The organism is Kribbella sp. NPDC056345 (genome assembly GCF_042262745.1).
Classification (GTDB): domain Bacteria; phylum Actinomycetota; class Actinomycetes; order Propionibacteriales; family Kribbellaceae; genus Kribbella.
Map to the genome: position 1 here is coordinate 83,572 of NZ_JBHJQQ010000011.1, position 18,236 is coordinate 101,807.

General features: G+C 64.6%; 15 protein-coding genes. 12 read left to right on the forward strand and 3 right to left on the reverse strand.

The annotated features are described in order from the left end of the window. The first annotated feature begins 4 nt into the window (after positions 1–4). The 10 genes from ACFCV3_RS32200 (at position 5) to ACFCV3_RS32245 (ending at position 11,240) form a co-directional block, all read left to right on the forward strand. A complete protein-coding gene (locus tag ACFCV3_RS32200) occupies positions 5–379 on the forward strand; it encodes a hypothetical protein (protein ID WP_376036364.1) in 375 nt (124 codons plus the stop codon). 295 nt (positions 380–674) lie between these two features. Next, positions 675–1,106 carry a hypothetical protein gene (locus tag ACFCV3_RS32205; protein ID WP_376036366.1) on the forward strand — a complete coding sequence of 144 codons (432 nt, stop codon included), beginning with the start codon at positions 675–677 and terminating at the stop codon, positions 1,104–1,106. Between the two features lie 795 nt (positions 1,107–1,901). Next, on the forward strand, positions 1,902–2,423 hold the full coding sequence (locus ACFCV3_RS32210) for a hypothetical protein (RefSeq protein WP_376036368.1): 522 nt from the start codon (positions 1,902–1,904) through the stop codon (positions 2,421–2,423). Next, complete coding sequence (locus ACFCV3_RS32215) at positions 2,416–4,239, forward strand: hypothetical protein (RefSeq protein WP_376036370.1); 1,824 nt, start codon at positions 2,416–2,418, stop codon at positions 4,237–4,239. The genes ACFCV3_RS32210 and ACFCV3_RS32215 overlap by 8 nt, the downstream gene beginning before the upstream one ends. A gap of 101 nt (positions 4,240–4,340) precedes the next feature. After that, positions 4,341–6,914, forward strand: coding sequence for an ATP-binding protein (locus tag ACFCV3_RS32220; RefSeq protein ID WP_376036373.1), 2,574 nt, complete (start codon positions 4,341–4,343; stop codon positions 6,912–6,914). 388 nt (positions 6,915–7,302) lie between these two features. Further along, the gene (locus tag ACFCV3_RS32225; RefSeq protein ID WP_376036376.1) at positions 7,303–8,463 is read left to right on the forward strand and encodes a restriction endonuclease fold toxin-2 domain-containing protein; all 1,161 of its coding nucleotides are present in this window, start codon (positions 7,303–7,305) and stop codon (positions 8,461–8,463) included. Beyond that, positions 8,463–8,867, forward strand: coding sequence for a hypothetical protein (locus ACFCV3_RS32230; protein WP_376036377.1), 405 nt, complete (start codon positions 8,463–8,465; stop codon positions 8,865–8,867). The genes ACFCV3_RS32225 and ACFCV3_RS32230 overlap by 1 nt, the downstream gene beginning before the upstream one ends. A gap of 40 nt (positions 8,868–8,907) precedes the next feature. Next, entirely contained in the window at positions 8,908–9,321 is a 414-nt protein-coding gene (locus tag ACFCV3_RS32235) for a hypothetical protein (protein WP_376036378.1), read from the forward strand. A 627-nt stretch (positions 9,322–9,948) separates the two neighbouring features. Then, the gene (locus tag ACFCV3_RS32240; protein WP_376036381.1) at positions 9,949–10,683 is read left to right on the forward strand and encodes an HD domain-containing protein; all 735 of its coding nucleotides are present in this window, start codon (positions 9,949–9,951) and stop codon (positions 10,681–10,683) included. A 146-nt stretch (positions 10,684–10,829) separates the two neighbouring features. Further along, positions 10,830–11,240: an NADAR domain-containing protein gene (locus ACFCV3_RS32245; RefSeq protein ID WP_376036383.1), complete on the forward strand. Its 411-nt coding sequence runs from the start codon at positions 10,830–10,832 to the stop codon at positions 11,238–11,240. 125 nt (positions 11,241–11,365) lie between these two features. Here ACFCV3_RS32245 and ACFCV3_RS32250 read toward each other — a convergent pair whose 3' ends face one another. The 3 genes from ACFCV3_RS32250 to ACFCV3_RS32260 all read right to left on the reverse strand — a co-directional run bounded on the left by ACFCV3_RS32250 (position 11,366) and on the right by ACFCV3_RS32260 (position 14,120). Continuing rightward, positions 11,366–12,196 (reverse strand): N-6 DNA methylase, encoded by an 831-nt coding sequence (locus ACFCV3_RS32250; protein WP_376036385.1) that lies wholly within the window; start codon positions 12,194–12,196, stop codon positions 11,366–11,368. Between the two features lie 82 nt (positions 12,197–12,278). Beyond that, positions 12,279–13,583 (reverse strand): hypothetical protein, encoded by a 1,305-nt coding sequence (locus ACFCV3_RS32255; RefSeq protein WP_376036386.1) that lies wholly within the window; start codon positions 13,581–13,583, stop codon positions 12,279–12,281. Between the two features lie 57 nt (positions 13,584–13,640). After that, positions 13,641–14,120 carry a hypothetical protein gene (locus ACFCV3_RS32260; protein WP_376036388.1) on the reverse strand — a complete coding sequence of 160 codons (480 nt, stop codon included), beginning with the start codon at positions 14,118–14,120 and terminating at the stop codon, positions 13,641–13,643. A gap of 1,513 nt (positions 14,121–15,633) precedes the next feature. On the opposite strand from ACFCV3_RS32260, the gene ACFCV3_RS32265 reads away from it, so the two are divergent. Continuing rightward, entirely contained in the window at positions 15,634–17,184 is a 1,551-nt protein-coding gene (locus tag ACFCV3_RS32265) for a hypothetical protein (RefSeq protein ID WP_376036391.1), read from the forward strand. A gap of 569 nt (positions 17,185–17,753) precedes the next feature. Continuing rightward, the gene (locus tag ACFCV3_RS32270; RefSeq protein WP_376036394.1) at positions 17,754–18,233 is read left to right on the forward strand and encodes a macro domain-containing protein; all 480 of its coding nucleotides are present in this window, start codon (positions 17,754–17,756) and stop codon (positions 18,231–18,233) included. The last annotated feature ends 3 nt before the right edge of the window (positions 18,234–18,236 follow it).

The window sequence follows — 18,236 nt, forward strand, 5'->3', positions numbered from 1 at the left end:
CCGCTTGACCAATCTCGTCCACAAGTACGCCGAACTGCAATACACAATCGCCAGGGCCACGGTTGCGACGATCCTGAACCGGGCGGCCGCCGATCCGAACGACCAAGTGACGCTGATCGGCGACGAAGGCGGCATCACTGCCACGGTCACCCTGCAGACCGGATACGGCAGCGCCGCCCAGGCCACCAGCGACGCAGTGGCACTGGCCAGTGCCGAACTACACCGCCGCAGTCCGCAGCCGAACGTCATCCCGGCGCCCTGGCGGGTACTGATCATCGACCGCGACGGCATGGCCGACCACCTTGCACACCCGCATGTCACCACCGGCCCTGAAGCGCTGCCTCCGCACGATGATGGCTTGGCCGGGACCAAATCCTGATTCGCACCGTGGCCATCGGAAGCCCCGGTCAGAGTCCAGGCCGGACGGGACCCCCCAGCGGCGATGACCGTGAGCATCAGCAGCCAGGCAGATTCCCGCTGACCTGGACCGACAAATCGAGTACTCCGGGCGACCCTCGCCGATCGAGCCTGGCGCTCCGTCGGCGTGGGTCTTCTTTTTCTGCGCAGGGCAAGAGCCCGTCGTTGTGACATCTCGCCGTTTGAGGACTGCGGGTGAGGTGCCGGCCCTGTGCCGGCTTCTGGCCCACTGTCACTCAGGCAGTAGTCGCCTGGCCATGACCCAGGCGGCGATCGAAGGGAGTATCGAAATGGCTGATGTCTCTTGCGCACACTGCGCGAAGTCGTGGGACACCAAGTACCTGCGACGTGAAATGTCCTGGTTCGAGTGCGTCGACTGTGGCGCTCGCATCGTGAAGTTCAGGGACGGAACCTGGCAGAACCAGCTGTTCCCTTGGCAGGGCTCAGCGGGAAACTGCACACACCCGCTCGGCGGCGACCTCCACTGGAACGACAGCCACAGCGCTGGCGTGCCCAGCCTGATCGCCGAGAGTTCCGATCCAGAAGCCTGGTTCGAGGTGGTGGTTGCGGACCTGGGGTGCCCCGAATGCGGGCTCCACGAGGGGAAACAACTCTCGGGCCCTGGATCGGTGGGCTGGATCCGCCGGCTCTGGCGGCTCGGGCGGCAGGTTGGGAAGGCAATGCGATGAGCGATCACTAACGGTCTCGCACCTGATCCCTGGTTAGCTTCGGCTGGCCAGGGATCGTCTCTGATCGGCCTAAGTCGACTTGGCGAGACATCTGAGAGCCACCCCATCGCCCACGAACGATCCACTCTGCCGACCCTGGAGCCGGGAGGACAGGCACTCACCCAGACTGTCTGCCTGCTGCGGGACAGTTGCTTTAGGCCCTGATCCTCCGGTGACGACACTGTCTGAGCTGCACGCGTAGAGAGGCTGAATGCCCCGGCTGGAAGGCGCCAAACGGGAGTATCAGTGTTCGACGCCCGCGTCAGCCGGGGCATTCGTGATCCAGTCGCAGTGAACCCACCAACCCATGACGGAGGTGGCTGCTCCCGGACCGTAACCATGCTCCCTCATCGGCGAGGCCAGAGACAACCAGGGCCCGACCATGTCCGGCGCGAGCGTCGATACGAGCGCGCCCGACTGGTGGGCGTCAGCCATGTGAGGGGATCCGGATCGTGTGCGCGGTCAGGTCGCCAAGCACAGGGAGTTCAGACCAGCGCCTACTGTCGTCCCACCCGCGCACCTCTCCACACGGATCGGCGCTTGTGTGCTTGTGAATATGAATTGGTTGGTTTGTGGTGCGCTGCGCACGTTCAGTTACTACAGTTGCCCTGGCGCGGCCCAGTGGGAAGGTCGCACGCGACTGGGGAGGATGCCGTGGCTGCCAAGCCTGACGCTGTGGTGCGTCGGCTGCACACCCATTTGCTCCTTCCATGCGCAGCGCTGGACGAACCGCAACGAACACTGTTTGAAGCGGCCTTGCGTCCAGCTGGGTGGACTCCGGACCCCGACGACTCGTCGAGTCTGTCGCTGCGCTGGAATCGCGGTCAGGCGGCGCTCAGACTGCAGACGCTCGGCTGGTTCCCGCTCCTTGTGACCGTCGGCGCCATCGGCAAAGCCGTTTCGGCTCACCGTGACGCAACAGCCAGACTCACGGCGGCGGTAGTGACGAACGGCGGGAAGAGCCTCACGGATCAGCAACTCGACGAGTATCTGCCGCAGGCACAGGCGCGCTGGAGTCGTGCGTTGCTGGAGCGCCGCCGGATGTCTATAGCCGAACGCCTTCTCGAGGCGCGCCGCTGTTCCTACTGCGGCTCCTGGTCCGGGATGTCCGCCACGCACTGCGCCGGTTGCCGCCGACGGTTCACGGCGGCTGACGACTCAGAACACGAGGCGACGGTCAGCCGCGCCTCGGCGACCATCGATGAGGCCACAGCGGTCCTCGCGGACCTGGCCCGAGGAGTCACTCTCGATCGGCTCAGTGCGGTGGCGCATGGCTGAGCCGACGGTGGCGACCCGCGAGGCCGAGCAGTGGGGTTGGGAGTATCGCGGGCAAGAAGTTGTTGTTGTTGAGCAGCAAGACCCGCCGGTGCCCGCTGTACCGCCGCCGTCGGCGCTCGCGACGCTGGAAACCAAGCGTGCTGCCGCAGCGCGGGTAAGCCCGGTGCTGACCTGGGGGATCGCCGGGGCGATTGTTGCTACGGGTGTGGTCGGTGTTGTCGTGAATCCCTGGCTGGCGCTGGTGCCTGCCGCGGTAGCCGTTGGCCTCGGCTGGTTGCTATGGGGGCGGCCGGAGATGCTGCGGCGAGCTGCGGTCAAGGAGCACCAGCGGTGGCTGGCTGACTGCGTCACCACGATGGCCGGCTTCGAGCGCGACGTTCAGACTTGGCAGCGAGAGCTGAGCCAACGGGAGAAGTCGAAGGCGCTGCAGGTCGGTGCTGTGCGCCCGTGGGTGCCGGTGGGGCCGGTGACCAAGGAGCGCGTCGACCTGTACGGCGGAACTGCTGCCGGCTGGCGCGCTGCGCTGCTGGCGATGGGCAGTTCGCTGATGAGTGCCGGCGGGCGGCTCGTGGTGCTCGACCTCACGCAGGATGCCGTGGTCGAGCCGCTGCGCCGCATGGCCACCGAATACGGGGCACCGATCCGGTCTGCCCTTGTACCGGACGAAGCGAAGGCTCTGAATCCGCTGACCGGTCTGAGCCCGGATGAGATCGGCGTGGTGATTGCCGAAGGGCTGCGTGGAGCCGAGCCGGAACAGAACGAGTCACGGGGCGTCGACGCGAGCCTGGTCCAACAGATCGTCGAATGCTTGACCGATGGCCCGGTCACCTTTGCGAGGCTTCACGTGGCATTCCAGGTGCTGCTGCGACAGCTGACGCCGGACCAGCGCGGTGAGCTGACACGTGCGGAGTACATGAAGCTGGCCGATCTGCTCAGCGAATCCGCTCGACGTACCGCCGAGACACGGCTCTTCCGGCTGGCCGCCGGCGTACAGCGGTTGTCTACGGTCACCGGTGATGTGCCGATGGACGGGTGGGACGGCGACGAGGTTTCGTTGCGGGTGTTCGAGCTGTCACCCCGTGAGTCAGAGCTGTCTGCATCGTTGCTGCGGCACCTGATGTTCCAGATCACGATGGTTCGGATTCAGCGCGGGCAGCTGTCGGGGCCAGGGGAGCGCATCGTCGTGATCGCCGGCGCGGATGCTGTGGCCAGGCCAGAGCTCGAGCGGTTCGACGGCATCTGCCGGCGAAACGGGCTCCGGCTCGTGCTGCTGTTCGCTCATTTGCGCGACAGCGCGGTGGAACTCCTCGGCGGCGGGGACGCGGTGCTGTTCATGCGTCTGGGGAACGCCAAGGAGGCCGAGCAGGCTGCAACCTTCATCGGCCGCCAGCACCGGTTGGTGGCGAGCCAGTTCACGTATTCGCACGGCACTAACACATCGACGTCGACGTCCGACAGCACTACCCGCGGCAACAGCGCTTCGACGAGCGACTCGGTCGGCGTGCAGACATCGGACAGCCGGCAGGCGACCTTTGGCCTGCTGTTCAGCCGACGGCACCGATCCGGGTCCAAGACGTCTGGCGAGCAGTACTCGTCGTCGACCACCGGCGGAACATCATGGTCGGAGGCCACCTCGAGTTCGGAGTCGACCGGATCTACCGAGAGCACGTCGGTCGGGTACCAGCGCACGTACGAGTACTCGATGGAGCCGACGGTGTTGCAAGGTTTGTCGCCGACCGCGTTCGTGATGGTGGATCCGCTTGATCCGGCGAGTCCGCGGCTCGGCGACTGCGATCCTCGGCTGGGCGCGTCGTGATTCCGCAATGGCGCATAACCGAGGTGCCGCTGGCCGGCGGGCCAGATGCAGGCACGGCGCAGCGGCTCACCGCGCTGCGACGGGGGCTGCTACCTGCGCTGATGCTGCAGGCTTCGGCGGGGCGGCCGTTCAGCTGCTGCTGGACTCGCACGGTGGCCGGTGGGCCGATCGAGGTCCGGGTGGGGATCGAGCCTGTGGATGGTGCGGTGTCCTATCCGGTGGGTGCGCGGGCGATCGCTGCAGATCCGGTGGAGTTCCCGCACTGGGTTGCACTGGACGGGCGCCACGACGTACTCACTGCCCTGTCCGAAGCCGAGGTCGAATCGGCGGGGATGCTAGAGGACCTGGCCGAGGCATTGCCGGTCTTCGCCTTCCTGATCACAGCCGTTCCCCTCGGAGGCCAGGACCGCGCCGATCTGCTTGACGACCTCCATCTGCAGATGACCATGGGCCTGGACCGCGAGAAGGTCTCGGGCCGTGACGCACTCGAGCTAGAGCGCAACCGCGCTCGCTACCGCGACTTCTCCGCCGCGCAGGGTGGCCTGTGGTCGGTGCAGATCCGCGCCGGTGGCACCGATGAAGTCTCCGCCCGACTGGCTGCCCAGACCTTGGCAGGTCTTGCCGACCTGCACGCGACGCCATACGCCGTGACAACACAGGTGACAACTAGCGCTGAATCGCCTGGCTTCGAGGCGACAGGTGAGCTGCTCGCCGCGATCGCACGACCCCCGGTGCGAGAGATTGCCGGCGTCCGCGTCGTCGAACAGGTGCGCTTCGACCTCACACCGGAGACGCCAGCGGACGGGATTCCGCTTGGCGACGTCGTCGACTCGGCGGGGCGTGCAGTCGGCACCATGACGGTTTCTCACAACACCCTGAACCGGCATGCGTTCGTTGCTGGCGCCACCGGCTCCGGCAAGTCTCAGACAATCCGGCATCTGCTCGAAGGTCTCACCGAGGACTCTGTGCCCTGGCTGGTCATCGAGCCCGCGAAAGCCGAGTATGCCGCGATGGCTGGCCGACTGGGTTCGGACTCGGACGTCGCGGTCATCCGCCTCGGCGACCCTGACGCCGTACCGCTGAGCCTGAATCCGCTCGAACCGGAAGCGGGGTTCCCGCTGCAGACGCACGTCGACCTGGTCCGTGCGCTCTTCCTGGCCGCGTTTGAGGCCCACGAGCCGTTTCCACAGGTGCTCAGCCAGGCGCTGAACCGCTGCTACACGTCGTACGGCTGGGATCTTGCGTTGAGCCGCGGAGGGAGCGAGTTTCCGTCGCTCGCGGACCTCCAGACGACAGCGCGCGCGGTTGTCGACGACATCGGGTACGGCGCTGAGCTCGCCGCAGACGTCCGCGGCTTCGTCGACGTCCGCCTGAACTCGCTGCTTCTAGGGACGCCAGGCCGCTTCCTCGGCGGGGGATACCCGCTCGACGTTGCTGACTTGCTCAGCCGCAACGTCGTGCTCGAGCTCGAGGACGTCGGCGACGACCAGGACAAGGCTTTCTGCATGGGCGTCGTCCTGATCCGCCTGGTCGAGCACCTCCGAGTTCACCGCGGCCCGTCGTCCACCTTGCGCCACGTGACCGTCGTAGAAGAGGCCCATCGCTTGCTCAAGGCAAGCACCGACGGAACGACCAGTCACGCGGTCGAGATGTTCGCCGGCCTGCTGGCCGAGATCCGCGCATACGGCGAAGGCATCATCGTCGCGGAGCAGATCCCCAGCAAGGTCATCTCTGACGTCGTCAAGAACTCCGCCCTCAAGATCCTGCACCGGCTACCCGCCGCCGACGACCGTGAAACCGTCGGCGCCACCATGAACCTCGACGAGCCACAGTCCCGAGCCGTCGTCTCACTCCCACCTGGCCAGGCCGCCGTCTTCACCGACGGGATGGACCGGCCCGTGCGGGTTCGCATCCCACACGGCGAACCACGCGAGCAACGAGCCGCTACCCCACCAACAGTCAAGGCTGCCGATCGCCGGACCAGCTCGCGTGGAGCGCTCAACAGCGATCGACTTTCCACAGTTCGCGAGATCGCCGATGTCGCCCAGCTTCTTGAGCGCAACCCGAGATTCGTATTGTGGGTCGAGCTGCTGACAGTAGCTCACTTGGCCGCAGCGCCTAGACCGACACCTGTATCCCCGTGGGTGTTCGACGACGTCTCGCCAGAGGTGGTCGAGCGCGCGATCGGCGAGTCAGTCGGCTCGGCTGTGGCCGGACGACTGGCGGCGATCGAAAGCCACGTCGCACCGGCCAGGCTGACCGATCACCTAACCGAGGTCGTACGCCGTGTCGTGGGGGAGCAGGAGCTCAGTTGTGCGGCGACAGAGATCGAGTGGCAGGCAGGAGCGTTCCGGTTCGCCGATGTTGCCGATGCCTTGCGAACCTATGCGGGGCCACTCGACGCGCCGCATCCCTTGACCGAAGACTGGGGCAAGCGAGGACTGAAGCTGTGGGGGTCGACGATCGAGGAGCAGATTTGGAGCTTCATGAAGGTCGGCTCCGTCAGCGTGCCACCGGCACTGCTGCTCGGTAACGGCACTCTCCTTCGTGCAGCCGCCAGTCTGTCCACCGCCACCGATTGGCCCTCGCAACTGCTCGAGGCGACGCACGGACTGACTGTGCCCGGACACTGGCATCGCTACATCTTCCAGACGCTGGAAATCGCGAGCGAGTAGCGCCATGGACCGACCACGCAGACCCGAACCCAACGAACCGGACGTCCCTTCCGACCAAGCCTCCACCCCTGACGCTCCCGTAGAGCGGACAGTCCCGGACCCCGTCGACAACAGGCCAGATCCTGAATCCCGCGTCCAGCACGGTGTCCCCGATGCGGCCGAGCGAACCGTCGACCAGCGAGCCGCAGCCCCGACCGGACCGGACAAGGACTCGCCGGACTCACGGCTGGACGAAGTTCAGGAAGAGTTACCGGATCGCCCTTCGACAGGGCCCGCAGATGTCGTGCATCAGCGAGGCCAGCGCGACGAGGCAAGGACCGAGCACGCCCAGACGTCCGGTGACGCGACAGCGGCCGTTCATGATGCCTCTGACCGGGTGCCTACGAACATGCGCGAAAAGATGCTGCAGACCCCGGTCTTTACACGCCTCGGCTGGGGCTCGGGCAACGATGCTGACGCCAAAGACGACGACTTCCGTAGGCGCGAGCCCAGGGAGCAGACGGCAGGTCCTGAGAGACAACAAGCCGGGGGCGAGCCGGAGTTCGCGGATATGTCCGAGCCAGCGACGCGGACCGGCGACCCGGCGAGTTCCGAGACCGAAAACCACGACAGATCCGCTTCTCCCGAGCGTCGATCCGGAGGCGACTCCGCGGGCGGCAGCGAGGAGACAACGGGCACCGGTCCAGAGGCCCCTGCCGTAGCCGACGCTACGAATCAAGCAGACGAGATCGCAGCTACGCCGGAAGACATGATCCCGGACTCCGATGCCACAGACGACCTGAAGAGCACCGAACCAGGCTCCGACAATGAGTTGGTCGAGCCGCGCATCGTCGATGAAGCAGGCTCGGTTGCAACATCTGGTGCCGATAAAGAGCAGAGACATCGGCTCGATGCTGCAGTCGACGCCGAGTCGACGGTGCAGGGGGCCGGCGATGCCGCGCCACCAGATGCCGAGCCGCCCACGGCGCTCGCCGATGGAAAAGCTCCCACAGAAGGCGAAAAGGAATCCGAGGCCTCGCTGCTGGTGTCCAACGCCGATGCCTCAGACGGCGTTCAGACTGGCTTGGAGGAGCGCCAGTGGACGGACCCCGAAAAGCGTCGCAGCTGGGTCGAAGAACGGCTGGCTGATCCGGAACACACGAAACCGGTCACGTCGGATAAGCCCTGGGCGCAATACCAAAGGGCGCGCGTTGGAGATGTCGAGGTAGAACTACAGACGGCGGAGCCCGGCAGCATGATCTGGGCAGACGGCCTGGAGATCGACCCCGACACCGTGGTCGTGGTGGAAGTGAAATATGTAAGCAGACCCGATCGCAGTCTGTACGAAGGCAACGTGCCGCCCCGCATGCTCGAGATGATGCTGCGCCCGTTCGATCACGAGATGTACCGCTATGCAAGTGTCGTGCAACACAATGCCAATCCCATTGAGAGGATCAGACTCGTGACGAGCACGGATGCCGCAGCGCGCTTCCTGGGGGAGCGAGCACGAAAGATCCTCGGCGAGGACATCGACCTGGATATCCAGGTCTGGTCGGAGGAAGAGCACTAATGCCTAACATCATCATCCTGTCGCCCGACGCGGACGGGTTCGATCTGGCCAAGGAGCATTTCGAGACGGCGGTCGTCGACGGCTTCGGGGCACAGGTAACTTCCCTCGTGCCAGAAGCGCCTGACGAATCGCCTGTCGACGTCGCGGCACGGGTCGATCGGCCGGGCGAACCGGCGTTCCAGATCTTTCACTTCCGCGCCCGCGACGGCATCTACACCGATGGCACAGATGAACAGGCAATCGAGGTCATGCTGTGGGCTCGGTCCATTCTTCCTGAGGAGCCGAGTGGGCGCATTTGGGCTGTCGACGAGGGCTACAACGGACACGTAGAGCTCCGTTCAGGGATGACCAAGGAAGACATTGAGGCAGGCTGGGTCGATCACGCGGATAGTCCACCTGAGTAGCTGCAGACTCACGAGCCAGCGCAGCGAAAGGATGACTCCAGTGCTTGAGCAGAGCAGTGAGCAACTCACCGAGATTGGTGCAGCCATGCTCCACGCCGCTCCCCCCGGTTGGCGACTCCTCCGACTCTCTGCGACCGGCGCGGCAGGCATGATCGGCACAGACCTTGAGATCGACATGGAAGACGGCTCCACCGACCTCTCAAACACGATCGAGCCTGCCGGACGTATCGCCTGCGACCGTCTCCGAGCAGAGATGTATCAACCAGGCAAAGGCACCTGGTACAACGCCAGCTTCGTCGTCGACCCGGACAGTCGAATCGAAGCCGACTTCGACTACGAAGGCCGGCCCTTCGGGGAACAGGCCACTGATGACCTCTTGCGAGAAGATCAAGAGGTCTATCCGCGAGACAACGAGCTGCTGCCCGATTGGCACCCCGCGAAGGTAACTGGTTAGTTGCCCTGCATGACAGTGCCTGGACGGCCGTATCGATATGTCCGCCCAACGTAGAAAAGCGGGGGGTCTATGGACCGGCCACCGACGCCAGTACCCATCGAGCCGAACGACTCTTCGGATCAGACGCCGAGCTCTGACGTTCCGGTCGAGCGGCCCGTCCACGATGCTGTTGATCGCCCGGCCAACCTCGGCGACCCTCGGCCGCAGGGACCCACCGATCGCGGGGACCGAACTGTCGACGAGCGCTCCACGCCTCCAGTCGAGTCAAGTCAGGACGCACCTGTCCCACGCCTGGACGAGACTCCGTCAGATCGGTCGGATGAGCCCTCGACTGGCCGGCTCTTGAGTGATTCTGGCCTGCTTGATCGACGGTCTTGTTGATGATGGTGGCGGTGGCGACGCGGAAGGGAGCTGCCCTCTCTCAGCCGAAACAGGCTGCCATCCTCTTGTGGCCCGGACTACCAATGCACGGCAGGCCAAGGCAGTCGCGACGAGTATGAGGCTAGGGCAGGGCTCTTGGACATGCCTTTGCTGTCGTTCAGAAGTGAAGGAGTGCGCTGCATCGCAGCGCCGGGGGAGTAGCGACCATCAAGTAGCTCGTTCCCACAACGAATTGCGAGCACAACCATGAGCGCACTGCCCACCGACTTTCCGCAGGTCCCACTCAAACAGATGGATCCGTCGATGCTCGTCTTCGAGCTCGGCCGTGAGGTTCACCGACTCATGCCCGAGTCGAGCGAGCTCATCACCTCCGCCGCTGCGATGGCATCCTTCCTGCACCGCAGGCAAACCAGGTTCGTTCGTGGTCGTCTGCCGTGGGTGCCGTACATCGAGCACCCGCTTCGCGTCGCGCTACGGCTGATGCGATGGGGCGTTCGTGATCCAGAGGTCTTGGCCGCGGCTCTGCTGCATGACGTCGTAGAAGACTGCTCCGAAGAACTGCTCCGCATATTTGGTCGTCAACACGAGACAGCGCCCGGATGCCTGGCCCGGCTCTTCGGCGATGGGACGGCACAGCACGTGGATCAGGTCACGAACCCCGCTGCTGTGGTCGACCTGGAGAGCTACCAGATCCACATGACGGAACTCGCCTGGTTGCGGACTCCGGCGGTCCTGATCAAGGCCAGCGATCTCAAAGACAATGCTGGATCGATCCCATACCAGCTGGGATACGGGCAGGACGAGCGGATGCTGCGGCTACTTCGTAAGTACCTGCCGTGCGTGCGCGAGGTTGCACGGGGCTTGAGTGCTATGGGGCTCGAGGCAACATCTGAGTTCGCTTGGTCTGCGGCTGCAGCCGACCTGTGCCGGCTCACGGCAGAGTTGGAAGAGCTGGCCGGAGAGCTGGGCATTGTGGTGTGAGCTGCCTGCACCGATCGCGCCAGCCTGCGGCAAGCCTCGCTCCAGCGAGATCTGCCCTTGTGCGCTCAGCGGTGCTCCTCAGACATCAGCACAGCTGATTCGGGGGCGCCCGGCCAGACAAGTGGATAAAACTTGGAGTGATAGCCGTGGGCCAGTTCGACCAGACACCCATGTTCACCGTAGAGCTCGCTTTCCTGTCGAACTTTGACCAGACACCGTTCCTCATGCCGCTCCTGGACGCCGAGGTTGCCTCGGCGGAGCACGCGTTCAACGCATTGAAGACCGTCGACGAAGACCAGCAGCATCACGTGCTCGAGGCGCCGACGCCGGGGGAGAGCAAGCGGCGCGGGCGCCGGGTGACCCTTCGGCCCGGTTGGGATGCCGGCGTGCGGGTCTGGGCCATGCGGCGAGTGCTGACCGCCAAATTCGCGGTCCCTGCCCTTCGCTACCAACTCGTGCGTACCGAGGGCCGCGTGCTTGTGGAGAGGCAAATCATTGGCACGACCAGTACTGGGGCTCGTGCTTCTGCCCGAGGCACGAGCAGACTCCCGGTATGAATATGCTCGGCGAGCTGCTGATGGTCATCCGCGCACGTCACAGCTCAACGACCTAGTTTCACCCGAAGAAGCCCTCCTGGATCTCTCTGATCCGGGAGGGCTTCTTTTTCGCTGAGGCCGTCTGTCTATCGAGCCGTCCCCAGAGGCATCAGGGTGCCGCCGGTCCGGGCATCCGGCCGTGACGGGTGCAACCGTCCACCATAGCCCGAATCCAGGTCGGTGCAGCCTGGAGCCTTCCTGTGGTCCGTTGTGGTGAATGAGGGTCCGCCGGAGGCCGACGGCGAGTCGAGCAGCTTCTGCGCTCTCTCCACCGCATCGGCATGGCGGAACCTCCAGCCCCACCCGCCGAGGATGTGGGCTGGTGTTCGCCAGCTGTCGAACGTTTCCATGGTGAGTGTGTTCCTGCGGTGTACGACCGCGGGAACATGGAGCAGCGACAGGTGGATGTAGGCCATGTGGATGGCTTGGGGCGCGATGTCCTCTGCCGTCACGTGCAGCTGGGTCTGAGGGTTCAATCCGGCGGTGCGCATCTCCTGAGTGACGGCGACGATGAACGCGGCTGCTCCACACGCCGGCTCGTACAGCCTCGCGAAACCCTGGGATCGGACCCGCTCGGCAATCGCATCGATCTGCATCCCGGCCATGAGCCTGGCGACGTCGTAGGGGGTATAGAACTGGCCGAGGCGACCGTTTCCGAGCTCCAGCTCCATGTAGAGACGGCCGAGTACGTCGCAGGGTGCTTCCTCCATCGCGTTCACGACGAGCGCCAGGGCGTGCGCGAAGCGGTTCAGTTCCTCACGGTCGTAGCGACCTGCAACGCGCAGGTACTGCTCCTCGCGCTCGTCGTACCCCCAGGAATCCACCGCGTTCCGGACAGCAAGAGCGGACATCTCGACGAAGTCGTCGAACACTTCCGACATGCGCTTCGCGCCGGCGTTCGCCTCGAGCAGCTTCACGATCTCCCGGTAGCCACTCACGATGCAGGCTCGCCAACACCAACGCCATCATCGGCGCGCAGCAGGAGATCCGGCGGGACCATCAGACCGCCACCTCAGCAGTGGTCTCGCTCTGCGTCATGCTGCCGATCTCCACGTGGCGCGCGGCAATGTACATGCCCTCGCGATTGAGGTGCCGTGAGTAGCTCGAGTCGAGATACAGCACCGGAATGTCGCCGGCCACCTGCAGGAGTGCCGGGTGCAGCAACTCGCGGACCGGTCCAGCGCCGCCGCCGTAGACGTAGACGACCTCGGTCGTCGCGCCGGCTTGAGAGAGAACGTCACCGAAAGCCGAGACGATCTCATCGACCAGGTACCTCGCTTCATCGGTCACGAACCCGGCAGCCCGCTCGTGCCGACCCTTCTGCAGCATTGAAGGCTCGCCCTGGAGAAAGTCCGCGAGCTGCTTTCGCGACGTGAACTGCAATGAGGAATCCGACTCGCTCATGCGCTCCATGGCGTTCATGAGCGCGGTGCCATAGCCCTGCTCGAGCGTGAAGGCCGCCTCGGGGTTAAACCTGCCGTCGGTGAAAACCGGGAAGTTGACCGTGCCTTCGCCGACATCGACGCCGATGGTGTTGCGGACCGCCACCAGGTGGGCAGCGGTGACGTCCTCGGCGAGGTGACCCTGGCGGCCGCGGAGATCGTCGAGAAGAGCCTGCGCGAGCGGCTCGCCCTTGTCGGTGATGGCGAACTGGGCCGACGCGCCCTCGGCCATGACCTGGACATCGACGAACTCGAGACGAACCGAGACCGGCGTCGAGAAGTTCTTGATCGTGACCAGGTGCACCACTGGTGCGGCAGTGCCAGCAGCGCCCATGAACTCGGCGGCGTAGGTGTGGCGGCGCGCGACGAACTCAGAAATGGGCAGAGCCAGACCGGCGCGAATCCTTACACGCAGCTCGCGGTCGGGAAGGGTGCCCGCCGCGCGAACGTGGTCGCGCAGTGCCTTGGCTGCGAAGACGCCGAGCACGAGCACCTTGGCGAGTTCCTGGTCGACCTTGCTGTGCTTGCCCAAAACCTCGAACTCGGTGAACTTCGACCCGCGCGCGTGGAGCGACGAGCGGCCGAAGATGCGGCGGTCGCTGGCGGCGATCAAGGGAGTGGTCATCGTGCAGTCGAGCCGGTTGTAGAAATCATCGCCTGCCTTCGCGGCGGCGTCACCGAGCACTTCGACGGCGGTCGCGTCCGCGAGCGGCACCTTGGGGTTCTGGCGAGTTGTCGAAACCACCGCCGATGGGAGATCGATCTCATCGAAGACGCCGGTCTCCGTGTTCCGGATGACACCCTTCACGTAACCATTGCCGACGTCGATGCCGCCGGTGAGGGTGATGGTCTCTGCGCTCATTTCTGGATCCTTCTTCTGCATGGTCTGGTGATCTGCGGCACTGCGGCGGGCACTGGACTACCGGCGGGTGGACGACATGATTTCGTCGATGGAGACCTGCTCCCGGACCACAGGTGCTTCGTGCTGCGCGGGTGTGGCTGCCGGTGCAGCCGCGGGTTCATCGGCGGACTCGACCGGCCCGGAAAGTCGATCCGCGGTCGAAGACGCATGGTCGTGTGCCTTTGCCGGCGATGCATCGCTCAGCTGGGTGTGTGGCTCGCCTCGCTGAACGACGGACTCCGCCTGCGAAAGGTGGGCCGGCTTCGTTGCCGCGGTAGCGCCCGCCTGGGCTTGTCCGCTGCGGAGCAGTTGCTCTACCGGCTTGTTGACGACGTCGATGTAACCATCGCGCTCGATCGATTCGCGGATCAGCAGCCGGAGCGAGCCCGAGATGTTCTCTTGGAGGTCGAGCCACTGGTTCACCGAGACGTCGGCTGCGGGAACGCTCCAGCGAAGCCGCCGCGGATCTGCCGCCTCTGGCTGACTGGTCTTGGTCATCCGTGCACTCTCCTCTGCCTCGCCTACGGGACTCGGCCAGATCGCCCCTGAGTCCTCTATTCGATGTTCATCCTATGAGTATTCAATGGTCTTTTGCAAACCTTTTAAAGACCATCTAAAGACCTATCCTCGTTCGGGGTCACCTCGGGGCTCGGCAGGGACGTCGATCAGACCCAGCCGAGCCCACCTGCCAGTTCCTGCCGTGGCCCGTTGATGGTCTTGTCAGCGCTCCAATAGGGGACAGGCCTGGTATTGGGGCCGCCCCGGTTCGGGCCCGGGTCCAGCAAGCGCCCAGCATCGACCCGGTGCGCGCCGCCAGACGTTGTCGACGGGACCGGCGGAGGACCCCGATGCGCCCCGGTCCTCCCGCAGCCCAGTGATGCACGCCATTGAGGCGAGATCTGGACGGGGCTGGGCCCATACGGAGACCGGCTGAGTCCCGGGCGGCACTCTCATGCCCTGTGCTCGGGGCTCTCTGCTTGATGCGCCCACGACTGCTGCGCAGTAGCTGTGAAGGGCCTGCGGCCCGCCTCGGGCGCGGTGCAACGAGTGCCGGAACGACAGTCGTCGTACGAGCGATGCCGACGATCGTCCCGGAAGCCGGCCCAAAAGAGCCCAATCAAACTCCGCCACACGATGAGGAGGAAACCGCTGCGCGGCGCAACAACCGGTTGATCCACAACGCCAACCACCACAGCGATAGAGCGTCGGACCACCCTGTGGCGCCGCAGTGGCAGCCAGCAATAGCAAGGTACGGCGAAGCCATAGGTGGTTAGAAGATCCATCAATGCCAGCATCCGTACGGGTGGAGAAGAGTGCGCCACTCGTACCTCGCGAGACTGCGAAGACGCATACGTACGGCGGTGCCACGCGCGCCAATCAGAGCGAACAGCATCAGAGGGCCAAGACCAGGCGAAACAGCACCGGACCGTACACGCGCTCCGCGCAAAATGACCCAGAGTCCGGACCGGTACGTACCAACGATTTCGCCTGATACACCAGCGTTCCAGTCCTCCGCTAACGCTCCGGACGTGGAACAGAAGGCGGAGAAGAAAAAGGGCATAAGGGAACCTGGCAACACGTGTGCCGCAGACGTCGCTTCGCTCGGCCCTCTGCGCTGCGCTCCGAGGACGTGTTGGTCGGCATAGCCGACAGGTTCCAACGGTCGCTGGCGCTCCCTGACCTCGCTGCGCTCGGCATGCCCAAAGGGCACCGATGAGTCGCTGCGGTCGTCGCCCGTAACGCACACATCGATGCCCTGCGGGCGCTACGAGTGAGGCGTCGAGACGACGACCTTGAGGGAGCCAAGACCTCTCAGAGCCAGCAGAGCTGGCACGGGGACGAGTGCGAGTCGACAACCGACCTGGTTGCTAGCTCCGCAGCCAAGAAGCCTGACGCCGTCCAGCGGGCGACGAGCCCCATAACCGGGTGCAGGCACCTCACCGGACCCATGTCGACACACCCGCTCGTACGTCGCGAGCAGCCCCCTCTCAGGATCGGAGGTGTCCTCGCCATGGACACAGTGCTGCACATCGAAAGCACGAAGCAGCTGATCAGCCACCGTGCGCAACTCACGAAGATGCATCGTGCAAACCCTCTGGACGAGCACAAGAACAGGATCAAGATCGGCTCGCGCGAGATCGCTACGGTCGGCGAGGAAGAGCGATCCGACGGCACTCTCCGCACAGTGATGCATCACGACATCGTTGAGACCTACATAGGTATCCTCGCCGACAATGCGATCGTGCACTCCGATGTCTGGACCAGTCGCTGCCGCATCGAGAAAGACGACATGGGCCAAATTCTCGTTACCCCATTGCGCGTCGATGCCTCACTCGGCGACGAGCCTGACCCGATGCAACAGGCCGTCAACCTCAGCCGCTACGACATCTCGCGTTCCACCCTCGGTTCGGCGGTGCGAGAGATCTTCGGACCCGACCGAGAGGCTGCCACTCTCGCACCCGTGATGAAGCACTGGAACGAAAGACTTCCTGGAGGCAGGGGGAAGCCGAGCTCGGAGCACCAGCGCGATCTACTGCCCTACCTGGTGGGCGCGAAAACAGCCGCTGATGTTGCCGTGAACTGCTTCGGAGCCGGCAACGTCCGTGCCGACTTGGTCAAAGCAGTGGCCGTGGGCAAGCTTGAGGCGCTGCGATGGGCACTGTTGCTCTGGGACCCGTCGATGCCAGTCGACTGGGTGGTCGCACACTTACGTCAGCACCAAGCGCAGGGAATGCTGCTGCCACACTGGTTTGAGCTCGGCTCACCGTTTGGGAAGCTGATCCGGGGCCTCGACTCGAAGAGCCGCGGCCGGCTCCTCAAAAGGACCATTCAGGCAGGGGACTGGCGGCACGGCAGAGACGGTGACTGGGACCGTGTCAAGGATGCTCTGCGCAACTACGAAGCCCTGCTGGGCGAGATGCGGATGCCCGACGGCATACCCGGCGTCACGGTCGAGGAACTCGGTCCCGTGCGCACCTGGAAAGAGTTCGAGTACGCCGTCAACCAGGCATGCAGCCACTCCCGAAGCGAACTCGCCCGTCTGCATGAGAAGGACAGCCAGCGCAGGAGGCTAGCTAGGGCTGTGTGGCTCGAAACAGCCGACGGCCAGCGGTGGCTGGAACGGCATAACGCCGGCGCGCAGCGCGAGCTGATCGAGCTGCAGAAAGTCGAGTCCGACAGACTCTCGAGACTAAAGCGAGAGACCGCTGTCGTGCACTCGGGCTACGTCCGGCTCGTCGAGCGCCTTGCTTCGGTCAGCAAGACAGGACAGCTTCGTTACGTCGTCGCTGCGACACAGGACCAGCTACGAAAGTGGTCGACGGCCATGCGCAACTGCATCGCCGGGTACTCCGCGGACGTGTCTCAGACGTACACACCGCTCGTGGGAGTCTATGACCAAGACGAGACGCTGATTGCGACCATCGAGATCAAGATCAGCCCCCGCACAGGCGCTGCAAGCGTCCGAGAGCTCGAGATTCGTCGAGGCCGCTCCCACCGCACCCGCTGGAGCAGTCAGATCCACCGCGACCTTGCCGAGGTGCTTGCTCCAGCTCGTGCGTGATGCGAGTGATCTGCCCTTGCCTTGCCGCGACTTCCCCGCAGGTTAGTCGAGTTCGCAGCAGGGCGACGACAAGTCCGTGTGCATTGACGTCCGCGGACAGTCCCGGGCATGGGCCCCGTGCGGAGGTGTCCGTCGGAGACTTGTCGGCCGATCGTCTGCGGAGCCAGCGGAGCTGGCACGGGACGGAACAGGAGTAGTCGGGCCAAGCCCAGTTCCTGTACCCCTGAGGAGAGTTCCGTGAATCATGCCTCACACCAACGCACGCACGTGACGCATCAGGTGAGAGCCGTCCCCTATCGACAGGCTCGCCTTCGGGAGCGTGCCGGGTGACCACCGACGTCTCTCTGATCACGATTGCCGTCGAATGCCCTGTACCTGACTGCGACTCGATCTTGCGCAGCCGCAACCTGGAGCACGTCGTGTATGAGCACTTGGTCGAGAGACATGGATGCATCGACACGGTTGCGCACGTGATGGCCTATGAGGTCTCAGCGTCGGCAGCCGACTAGGGCATGCGCCGCCGGACAGGCACGCCGTCAGCTCGCCGCCGATTGAATGCTGGAGTCATCATGCCGATCATCTTGCAGCCCCCCGGGACGAACCTGTTCGGCAGTGGCGCAGACATCCTCGTCAATGCCGTCAACACACGAGGAGTCATGGGCGCTGGTCTCGCCCTGCAGTTCAAGCAGCGCTACCCGAGCATGTTCGCCGCCTACCGAGATCGCTGCCAGTCCGGTCTCGTATCCATAGGGTCCCTCGACGTACACATCGTGGAAACACATTCGCCGCGCAGGGTGATGGTTGCGAACTTCCCCACGAAAGAACACTGGCGCGACCCATCGAAGCTTCAGTGGGTCGAGGCGGGGCTCGTCGCCCTTCGACAGGTAGTCCTCGAATCCCAAGCCCGATCAATTGCCATCCCGCCTCTTGGTTGCGGCCTGGGAGGACTTGACTGGAGTGACGTGTCTAGCCGCATCGTCGAATCGCTGACGCCGGTCGCCGAGGCCGGCGTCGACGTCCTTCTGTACCCGCCTGCCAGTCGCAACTGAGCC

What these genes read in the sequence shown, in the direction of transcription:
- ACFCV3_RS32220 (WP_376036373.1), top strand. Translation starts at nt 4,341, where the DNA reads ATGCTGCAGGCTTCGGCGGGGCGGCCGTTCAGCTGCTGCTGGACTCGC.
- ACFCV3_RS32240 (WP_376036381.1), top strand. Translation starts at nt 9,949, where the DNA reads ATGAGCGCACTGCCCACCGACTTTCCGCAGGTCCCACTCAAACAGATG.
- ACFCV3_RS32265 (WP_376036391.1), top strand. Translation starts at nt 15,634, where the DNA reads ATGGACACAGTGCTGCACATCGAAAGCACGAAGCAGCTGATCAGCCAC.
- ACFCV3_RS32215 (WP_376036370.1), top strand. Translation starts at nt 2,416, where the DNA reads ATGGCTGAGCCGACGGTGGCGACCCGCGAGGCCGAGCAGTGGGGTTGG.
- ACFCV3_RS32270 (WP_376036394.1), top strand. Translation starts at nt 17,754, where the DNA reads ATGCCGATCATCTTGCAGCCCCCCGGGACGAACCTGTTCGGCAGTGGC.
- ACFCV3_RS32260 (WP_376036388.1), bottom strand. Translation starts at nt 14,120, where the DNA reads ATGACCAAGACCAGTCAGCCAGAGGCGGCAGATCCGCGGCGGCTTCGC.
- ACFCV3_RS32255 (WP_376036386.1), bottom strand. Translation starts at nt 13,583, where the DNA reads ATGAGCGCAGAGACCATCACCCTCACCGGCGGCATCGACGTCGGCAAT.
- ACFCV3_RS32205 (WP_376036366.1), top strand. Translation starts at nt 675, where the DNA reads ATGACCCAGGCGGCGATCGAAGGGAGTATCGAAATGGCTGATGTCTCT.
- ACFCV3_RS32230 (WP_376036377.1), top strand. Translation starts at nt 8,463, where the DNA reads ATGCCTAACATCATCATCCTGTCGCCCGACGCGGACGGGTTCGATCTG.
- ACFCV3_RS32225 (WP_376036376.1), top strand. Translation starts at nt 7,303, where the DNA reads ATGCGCGAAAAGATGCTGCAGACCCCGGTCTTTACACGCCTCGGCTGG.